The sequence below is a fragment of the Bradyrhizobium sp. genome (assembly GCF_047605465.1).
In the GTDB taxonomy this organism is placed as follows: Bacteria; Pseudomonadota; Alphaproteobacteria; order Rhizobiales; family Xanthobacteraceae; genus Bradyrhizobium.
The window spans coordinates 1-5,585 of the sequence record NZ_JASGFS010000121.1 but is presented as its reverse complement, the minus strand read 5'-3'; the positions used below and the strand labels follow the sequence as shown (position 1 = coordinate 5,585).

Here is a 5,585-nt window from a genome sequence, read left to right as displayed (position 1 = left end):
CCGCGACAGCCGCGTCGTCGAGCGTAAGAAGTACGGCAAGGCCAAGGCCCGCCGGTCCTTCCAGTTCTCGAAGCGTTAATCGCTTCGATCGCATTCGCCGCGAAAGCGGCTTCAATGAGATGCAAAAGGGCGCTGAATTCAGCGCCCTTTTTGTTGTTCGTTTGTACGCAAATTGATGGAGTGTTTCGCGAAAACTTGGCCTCGGATGAAAACCTGAATGGAACGCGCGGGACATAGCGTCGCAATTGGAAGGGCGCGCAAGTCGGCTGGGCTGACCGCGTCGCTGCTCTGTTTAAGAGGGGGCCGACATGATGTCGCTCGATAGTAGTACGCTCTATTTGGTCGCGACGATGATTGCCGCATTGCTCGGCGCCATGATGGTTTTTTTCGGCAGGCAGGAGAACAGTCCCGCACTGAAATGGTGGGGCACGGCCTATCTTCTCGGAGCCGCTTCCGTCGCACTGTGGACGGCTGCCGGTGAGAAGCTCGGACCTCAGCTGACCCTGGCGCTGAATGCGGTCGGCTTCGTCGCCTGCGGCATGGTGTGGAATGCGGCGCGCGTTTTTCATGGCCGCAAGCCGAACTGGCCTGGTCTTGTGATCGGCGCGCTCGCCTGGATCGCGGCCACCGTGCTGATCGATCCCGCGGCGTCGATGCTGCGCATGATCATCGGCGCCGGCATCGTCTCGCTCTACGCTGCGCTGACCGCGAGCGAGCTCTGGGTCGAGCGGCGCAAGAGCCTGAAACGGCGCTGGCCGGCCTTCGTCGTGCCGGTGATGCACGGCTGCGTGCTGATGTTGCCGATCCTGCTCGGAAGCTTCCTCCGCCCCAACGATACCGGCTTTTCCGCCAGCATCTGGGTCACCGTTTTCGCCGTCGAACTCGTGCTCTACGCCGTCGGCACCGTGTTCGTGATCTTCATGCTGGTGTCGGAGCGCACGGTGACGGCGCACAGGACCGCCGCTTCCACCGATCCCCTGACCGGCATGCTCAACCGCCGCGGCTTCTCGGAGGCCTGCGCGCGCGTGATCGAGCGCGAGGCCAAGGCCGGGCGCCCCGTCACCGTGATGATCTTCGACATCGACCACTTCAAGTCGATCAACGACCGCTTCGGCCATCCCGCCGGCGACGAGATGCTGAAGCTGTTCTCGACCGTCGTGGTGAGCAACCTGCGCATCTCCGATCTGTCGGGCCGCATCGGCGGTGAGGAATTCGCGGCGCTGCTGCCGTGCGCGCTGGAAGAGGGCGTCCTTGTCGCCGAGCGCGTGCGCGAAGCGTTCGAGACCTCCGGCGTCGTGGTCGACGAGGGTCCCGTCGACACCACCGTCAGCATCGGCGTCGCCGGTGGTCCCGCCGGCACCGAGCTCGAGGTCCTGCTGGCCTCCGCCGACACCGCGCTCTACCAGGCCAAGCGCGGCGGACGTAATCGCGTCGAGGCGGCCGAGGAGTTGCCGCTGTCGCTGGAGAACTGGCGCCGCCAGAGCGCGGCGCGCGTCGGTGTGCCGCGGGCGCAGTCCGCTCCGGCGTGAACGCCGGAGGCCTGCGGTAATCCTCTGTTTACCGTTCGATCCCTACCATCCCGGTCATGGAATCGATCCGTCGACAGAATCCGCAGGCTGCCCTGATGTCGCTCGAAGCTGCGGCGGCTTCGGCGCGCGGCGGATTTGCATGCCTGTTTTCCACTGCGGACGAATACGAGAGCGCCCTCATCACCGAGCGCCGCGCGCAGGGACGCTATACGCCGAGCCGCAGCTACTGGCCGCTCGCGCTGTTTCTCGGTTGCGCGCTGATCGTCGCGGGCACGGTGCTGCTGTTCGGCTGAGAGAGCTGCGTGGGCCGCTGGACCAGGGCGCCGTTTCGGCGCCTTTTTCTTTTGCGCGGGCTGCGGTAGACACGCCCATCGAGCAAGAAGGGCGGAAACGATGATCACCGAAATCGCGCAAATCGACGTCAAGCCGGGCAGCGAGAAGGATTTTGAGGCGGCCGTCGCCAAGGCCAAGGCCGCTTTCGGCCGTTCCAAGGGCTTCCACGGCTTCGAGCTGCACAAGTCGATCGAGAAGCCGCAACGCTACCGGCTGATGGTGAAGTGGGCGACGCTGGAAAATCACACCGTTGATTTCCGCGGCTCGGAGAACTTCACGGAGTGGCGTGGTCTGGTCGGCCAGTATTTCGCCGCGCCCCCGGAGGTCGAGCACACCGAGACCGTGCTGACGACCTGAGCCGCCTCAGGCCGGTTTGGGCCGGGGCGGCGCGTCCGCCTCGTACGTCTTGAAATGGTCGATCATGACCTTGGCGATCGCCACGAGCGGCAGCGCCAGGGCCAGGCCCCATATGCCGAACACGACGCCGAGCAGGATCTGGAACGCGAACAGCGTCGCCGGAGGAATGTCCAGCGCCTGCCGCTGCAGGATCGGCGTCAGCACATAGCTCTCCATCGCATGCACGCCGAGGAACAGGAGACAGGCCGAGAGTGCCGCGATCCAGCCCGAAGCGAGGCTCGCCAGCACCACGATGACGCCGGCGATGATGGCGCCGACGGTCGGGATGAAGGCGAGCAGGCCGGCCTGAATTCCCAGGATGAACGAGCCGGGAATGCCGATGACGGCAAGCCCGACCCACGTCACCAGGCCGACCGCCAGCATGACGATGATCTGGGCGATTAGCCAGCGCTCCAGCGTTTCGCTGATGCGGTCGATAATCAGCGTGGCGCGCGTGCGGTATCGGGCCGGCGTGAGGAACAGCAGCCCGTCGTGGTACGTTCCGGGCTGGGCAGCGAAGGCCAGACCCAGGAACAGCACGATGAAGATGTTGCCGACGGCGCTGATCGTGCCGAGCAGCAGCTTGAAGGTCTGGCTCACGATCGCGCCGCCGCTTGAGGCCAGCGCGCCGGCGCCCGGCAATTGGCCGTGCGCGGCCGGATTGGCGGCCGGCGCCGGTGCGTCGGCGGAGGCTTGCGCGGCATTGCCGAGGTCGAAGAAGCTGGTGTCGATGCCATGGCCTTCGAGGAACGACCTGACATTGCCTATCTGCGACTTGATGGTCTTGCTCAGCAGCGATGCCTGTTCCGCAATGGTGGCGCCGCCGAGATAGGCCACGCCCGTAAGCAGCAATGCGAGCACGATGCAGACGATGGCGAGCCGAAGGGCATGCGGAAGGTGCAGCCGGCGGCCGAGCGCATTGGTCAGCGCGTTCAGCCCGACGCCGAGCAGCATCCCGGTGAAGATCAGGAGCAGAGTGGCCGCGAAATACCAGGTGAAGGCTAGCAGCCCGGTGAACAGCACCACGCCGATGCCGCCGACCGAGATCGCCCAGGCCAGGTCGCTGCGGGACCGGGGTCGTTCGTCTCCGGGAATTGTCACATCGGGTCCTTTCGCGGGCGGCTTGGGGCACTCTTTCGCTAAATATCGCCGGGGATCAAGCCGGAGCCGCGCGCCGGTTTGACGCGTCCCCGTGCCCAAGGCCGCGTCCGGCGCGTGTGCGGCAGCCGATCCGGAGCCCGGACACGTCTGCGGATCGAGGCCGAATTCGCCTCCGCCCAGGCATTTGCGCGAAAATAGCATTGCCGTCCCGCGATCCATTCGGTTGAATTTGTTCCCTCCGATGGGCATGTTTGGAGAATCTTCTTCGGCGGGGAGGTCGGAACGGGAGATGAGAAAGCCGGTCGTCGGCGTGATCGGGAACGCCCATCGCGTCGAGAATCGATTTCAGGTCCAGATGGTCGGCGAGCGAAACCTGCGCGCCGTGGCCGAGGTCTCCGGTGGCTTGCCGGTGATGTTCGCGGGCGCGCCCGACGTCACCGATATCGCCGCGCTGCTCGATACCGTCGACGGCATCGTCCTCACCGGCGCCCGCGCCAACGTCCATCCGACCCGCTTCAACGTCGACCCCTGCGAGAAGCACGAGCCCTATGACATCCATCGCGATGAGGTGGCGCTCGCGCTTTCGGTGGCCTGTGTCTCCCGCGGCATCCCGCTGTTCGGCATCTGCCGAGGCCTGCAGGAGATGAACGTCGCCTTCGGCGGCTCGCTGCATCCGGAGATCCGCGAAATACCGGGCCGGATGAACCACCGCATGCCCCGGCTGGAAAATGGCGAGATCCATCCCGATCCCACCGTCGTCTTCGCGGACCGGCATGACGTTGCCCTCACTCCGGGCGGAGCGTTCGCGAAGATCCTCGGCTGCGAGAAGATCCGGGTCAACTCGCTGCACGGCCAAGGCATCCTGGATCCCGGCAAGCGCGTGCTGATCGAAGGCGTCGCCGAGGACGGCACCATCGAGGCCATTCGGATCGCCGAAGCGCCGACCTTCGCGCTCGGAGTGCAATGGCACGCCGAATACGATCCGCAGCGCAATCCGATCAACCGGAAGCTGTTCGAGGCTTTTGGCGAAGCCCTCACGGCCCGTCAGCGCGCGACGGCATAAGCTGTCCACGCGAGCCTCATCACACCGTCATTGCGCGCAGCGAAGCAATCCCGAGCCTTTCCGCGGTGGGATTCCCGATCGCCTTGCTGCGCTTGCAATGACGGAACGGTCCGCATGCGTTACGCTCCGTCCGGATTTTGAAACCGGAATTGCATCCCGATGATACGTAACGTCGCCTTTGCTGCCCTCGTCCTGCTCGCGTCCCCCGCATTCGCCCAGACCGCTCCATTGCAGGAGGGCCCGATCACCTGCGCGTTCCCGGTGACGCCGGACGACACCACGAAAAGCCTGCTGCAGCGCTACGGCAAGGAGGCCGTGGTGCAGGACCTGCCGGGTGCGGAAGGCGAGCGGTACAAGGGTGTCGTGCTCTTCCCGAAGGCGGCGGACCGCCGCATCGAGGTCGCCTTCACCGACGACAAGGCCAGGCGCACCTCTGGCTTGACGCTGCGCGACAGCGCGAAGACCAGCCGATGGAGCGTCGGCGGCATCACCATCGGATCGAGCCTTGCGGACGTGCAGAAGGCCAATGGCAAGCCATTCCTCGTCAGCGGTTTCGAATGGGACTATGGCGGCTTCGTCACCGACTGGAAGGGCGGCGCGCTCAGCCGCCCGCTCGAAGGGGACTGCACCGTCACGATCCGCTTCGGCAAGAATGCCGGTGCCCCGAAGTCGCTTTCCGGTGACGGTGTGAAGGCGTCTTCGGACAATGCGGCGCTCGTGAAGTGGGCGCCGGTGGTGACGGAGATCGGGGTGAATTTCCCGGACAAATGAGGCGGCGGAACGCCGGCGCGGATCGGACGCGTGCGTCATCCGCCATCGGTCCTCCCAAGCGAAAAGGCGCTCCTCGCGGAGCGCCTTTTGCTTGTCGGATACGCTTTCGAGCCGATCAGCCCGAATAGTACATGTCGAATTCGACCGGATGCGGGGTCATTTCGAAGCGTGCGACTTCGGTCATCTTCAGCTCGATATAGGCATCGATGAAGTCGTCGTCGAACACGCCGCCGGCCTTCAGGAAGGCGCGGTCCTTGTCGAGGTTCTCGAGCGCCTCGCGGAGCGAGCCGCACACGGTCGGGATCTGCTTGAGCTCTTCCTTCGGCAAATCGTAGAGGTCCTTGTCCATCGCCGGACCCGGATCGATCTTGTTCTTGATGCCGTCGAGGCCG

7 protein-coding genes and 1 pseudogene are annotated in these 5,585 nt (G+C 65.1%); 6 read left to right on the top strand and 2 right to left on the bottom strand.

Going from position 1 to position 5,585, the window contains the following annotated elements:
* From rpsI to QM712_RS35950, 4 genes are all read left to right on the top strand, one after another.
* On the top strand, positions 1–79 hold a 79-nt coding region (gene rpsI, locus QM712_RS35965), incomplete at its 5' end, for a 30S ribosomal protein S9 (protein WP_415027889.1).
* Positions 80–308: 229 nt separating this feature from the next.
* Positions 309–1,529 carry a diguanylate cyclase gene (locus tag QM712_RS35960; protein WP_415027888.1) on the top strand — a complete coding sequence of 407 codons (1,221 nt, stop codon included), beginning with the start codon at positions 309–311 and terminating at the stop codon, positions 1,527–1,529.
* 56 nt (positions 1,530–1,585) lie between these two features.
* Entirely contained in the window at positions 1,586–1,822 is a 237-nt protein-coding gene (locus QM712_RS35955; protein ID WP_415027887.1) for a hypothetical protein, read from the top strand.
* Between the two features lie 100 nt (positions 1,823–1,922).
* A complete protein-coding gene (locus tag QM712_RS35950; protein WP_025036647.1) occupies positions 1,923–2,219 on the top strand; it encodes an antibiotic biosynthesis monooxygenase family protein in 297 nt (98 codons plus the stop codon).
* Positions 2,220–2,225: 6 nt separating this feature from the next.
* Here the strand turns inward: QM712_RS35950 and QM712_RS35945 are convergent, their stop codons facing one another.
* On the bottom strand, positions 2,226–3,359 hold the full coding sequence (locus QM712_RS35945; RefSeq protein ID WP_415027886.1) for an AI-2E family transporter: 1,134 nt from the start codon (positions 3,357–3,359) through the stop codon (positions 2,226–2,228).
* Positions 3,360–3,648: 289 nt separating this feature from the next.
* Between QM712_RS35945 and QM712_RS35940 the strand changes: the two genes are divergently transcribed.
* Both QM712_RS35940 and QM712_RS35935 read left to right on the top strand, forming a co-directional pair.
* Entirely contained in the window at positions 3,649–4,422 is a 774-nt protein-coding gene (locus tag QM712_RS35940) for a gamma-glutamyl-gamma-aminobutyrate hydrolase family protein (protein ID WP_415027885.1), read from the top strand.
* A gap of 159 nt (positions 4,423–4,581) precedes the next feature.
* On the top strand, positions 4,582–5,193 hold the full coding sequence (locus QM712_RS35935; protein WP_415027884.1) for a hypothetical protein: 612 nt from the start codon (positions 4,582–4,584) through the stop codon (positions 5,191–5,193).
* A 115-nt stretch (positions 5,194–5,308) separates the two neighbouring features.
* Here the strand turns inward: QM712_RS35935 and glnA are convergent.
* Positions 5,309–5,585 (bottom strand): annotated as a pseudogene (gene glnA, locus QM712_RS35930) (glutamine synthetase); the annotation flags it as partial.